Source organism: Nguyenibacter vanlangensis (genome assembly GCF_013376155.1).
Lineage (GTDB): Bacteria > Pseudomonadota > Alphaproteobacteria > Acetobacterales > Acetobacteraceae > Gluconacetobacter > Gluconacetobacter vanlangensis.
This window is the reverse complement of sequence record NZ_JABXXP010000386.1, coordinates 1-2,820: the sequence shown is the minus strand read 5'-3', so window position 1 is coordinate 2,820 and position 2,820 is coordinate 1. Positions and strand designations below refer to the sequence as shown.

Annotated in this window: 3 protein-coding genes and 1 pseudogene; 3 read left to right on the top strand and 1 reads right to left on the bottom strand. The window is 67.8% G+C overall.

The window, feature by feature from the left end; genetic code table 11:
• Nucleotides 1-150 (top strand): annotated as a pseudogene (locus HUK84_RS23270) (ATP-binding protein); the annotation flags it as partial.
• Here HUK84_RS23270 and HUK84_RS14280 read toward each other — a convergent pair.
• On the bottom strand, nucleotides 108-1,136 hold the full coding sequence (locus HUK84_RS14280; RefSeq protein WP_176640886.1) for a YncE family protein: 1,029 nt from the start codon (nucleotides 1,134-1,136) through the stop codon (nucleotides 108-110). The pseudogene HUK84_RS23270 and the gene HUK84_RS14280 overlap by 43 nt on opposite strands.
• A gap of 428 nt (nucleotides 1,137-1,564) precedes the next feature.
• Between HUK84_RS14280 and HUK84_RS14275 the strand changes: the two genes are divergently transcribed.
• Both HUK84_RS14275 and HUK84_RS14270 read left to right on the top strand, forming a co-directional pair.
• Complete coding sequence (locus HUK84_RS14275) at nucleotides 1,565-2,128, top strand: NifU family protein (RefSeq protein ID WP_176640885.1); 564 nt, start codon at nucleotides 1,565-1,567, stop codon at nucleotides 2,126-2,128.
• Nucleotides 2,129-2,145: 17 nt separating this feature from the next.
• Entirely contained in the window at nucleotides 2,146-2,730 is a 585-nt protein-coding gene (locus HUK84_RS14270; RefSeq protein ID WP_176640884.1) for a malonic semialdehyde reductase, read from the top strand.
• Nucleotides 2,731-2,820 lie beyond the last annotated feature (90 nt).

The window sequence follows — 2,820 nt, the reverse complement described above, 5'->3', positions numbered from 1 at the left end:
GGACTGGCGATCGTCAGCCGCGAGGTCGCGCGAGAGGGCGGCCGCCTGGTGCTGTCCAACCGGAATGAAGGCGGGCTGCGGGCGGAAATCCTGCTGCCGCGCGCCGCTCAGGGCGTGGGCAGGACGGGGCGGTCGGCCATCGACAGGTGAAGCGACGGCTGGTTGGTGTTCAGCCAGATCCCGTGCGGCGAGCGGCCGGTGCGGATGGTCTCCGTGATCGTCCCGGCGACCGGGTCGATGATCGCGACATGCTGCCGCCAGCGCAGGGTGGCCCACATCTTGCCGTCCGGTGCGAAGACGATGTCGTCCGGGCCGCCCGGCACGCGATAGGACTGCACGACGTTCAGCGTGTTCCAATCCAGCCGCTCGATGATTCCCGACACGCGGCAGGTGACGTAGAGCTGCTTGTGGTCGGGCGAGATGAACAGGTTGTGCGGCCCCGGCGCCATCTCGATCTTGCGGTCCAGGTGCCCGGTCGCCGGATCGACGACGGCGACATAGTCGGTGCCCATGACCCCCACCAGGATCTGGTCGTTGTGCCACAGCACGCCGGCGGGGGTGGACCCGACATCGGTGGTCCACAGCACCTTGCCCGTCGCGGTCTCGATGGCCGTCAGCTTGCCGCTGTCCTGCAGGCTGACATAGACGACCGAGGAATCAGGCGCGTAATTCATATGGCTGGGCATGGCATCGACATGGATGCGGTGCAGAAGCTGGAAATCCGACGCGTCGTAGATGTCGACCTGGTTGCGGGCCAGCCCGGCGACGGTGAAGAATTTTCCGTCCGGGCTGAATTGCAGTTGGTACGGGTCGGCGATGGGGATGGATTTCACCCGCGCGCCGGTCTGCGCATCCAGAAAGAACAGCATGTTGCCCGACGTGTCGCCGACCAGCAGATATTTGCCGTCGGGGGTGGGCGCCGTGTGGTGCGGTTCGCGCAGGACGGGAATGCGCCGGATTTCCTGGTGCGTGTCGATGTCGTATTCGCTGACCGACGCATCCGCCGAATTCAGGACGAAGGCCAGGCGCTCGGCGTGTGCGCCGGCGGACAGCAGCGTCATCGACGCGCAGGCCGCCACCAGCCATCCGGCGGCACGGGCGTGGCGGAGCGAACGGCAAAGCGGGGCGAACGTCATCTGGTATCGAAGCCTCGGACTGACTATGCGTAAGGGCGCCCCGGCCGGATGGCGAATCCCCGGGGATCATGGTTCACGGACCGGGCTCCATGCAAGGCCAGAGCCGCACGGTGCCTGTCAATGAATTTTCAGGGAGTTTCCGCGTTCCGGCCATGACGTCGCGCAAGCGCGCATTGCCATTTCGTCATCTTCGCGGCGGACATCGGCAGGCAAGGCAGTACGCAACCGACGCGCAACCGACATCCAATCCGGGGGCAATCCGGGGGGCCGAACCGGCCGCCGGCGGGCCGCCATGCGATCGGGGCTTGTTTTGGTCGCCATCTTGGCACATCTGAAAGCGAACAGGATTTGCACAGTCCGTTTTCGCCGGCGGCTTTGTCCGCCGTCTTCCATCCGCCTGCATGGCCCCCTGCCGGACGATCGCCCCCATGTTCATCGAGACCGAAGACACCCCCAATCCCGCGACGCTGAAATTCCTGCCGGGCCGCACCATCGTGCCCGGCCGGGCCACCGCGGAATTCGTCAGTCCGGACGCCGTCGGCGGCCGTTCGAAGCTGGCCGATGCGCTGTTCGGCCAGCCGGGCGTCGCCAGGGTCTTCCTGGGCGGCGATTTCGTGGCGGTGACCAAGGACGACGCGGCCGACTGGTCGGCGCTGAAGCCGCAGATCCTGGCCGTGCTGGTCGATTTCTTCGTGTCCGGCATGACGGCGATCGAAGCCGACGCCGCGGTCGAGGAAGAGTGCATCGCGCCCGAGGACGAAGACATCGTCAAGCAGATCAAGGAACTGCTGGATACGCGGGTGCGGCCCGCCGTGGCCGGCGACGGCGGCGATATCGTGTTCCGCGGCTACCGCGACGGGGTGGTGCGCCTGACGATGCAGGGCGCGTGTTCGGGTTGCCCGTCCTCGCGCGCCACGCTGAAGCACGGGGTCGAGAACATGCTGCGGCATTACGTCCCCGAAGTGATCGCGGTCGAGCAGGTGGACGCCTGAACGGGAGCACCGACGAAATGGTTCTGGACGAGTCCGGACTGGACCTGCTGTTCCGGTCGGCCCGCACGCCCGAGCGCTGGCGTGACGAGCCGGTCTCCGACGAGACCCTGCGCAGCGTGTACGACCTCGTCCGCCTGGGCCCGACCTCGGGCAATTGCTCGCCGGCGCGCTTCGTGTTCCTGCGCACGCCCGACAATCGCGAACGCCTGCGTTCCGCGTTGTCGGCCGGCAATGTGGACAAGGTGCTGTCCGCGCCCGTCACCGTGATCGTGGCGCATGATCCGCTGTTTTTCGACCGGCTGGCCTATCTGAATCCCGAACCGGGCCTGCGCGCCTGGTTCGCCGCCGATGTCGGCCTGGCCGAGGAAACGGCGTTCCGCAACGGCACCCTGCAGGGCGGGTACCTGATCCTGGCCGCGCGCGCGCTGGGGCTGGACGTGCTGCCGATCTCGGGGTTCGACGCCTATGCGATCGAGGACGCGTTCCTGGCCGGACAGGGCTGGCGGGCCAATTTCCTGGTCTGCCTGGGCTATGCGGACGGCGAGCCGGAGCGGCCGCGCGCGCCGCGCCTGGCCTTCGACGACGCCTGCCTGATGCTCTGACCGCCGGACCGGCATGACGATGCGGATCCTTGTGCTGAACGGCGCGCCCGGCGGGCCGGGGGCGACCGCGCTGCTGGGCTGCGTGACGCG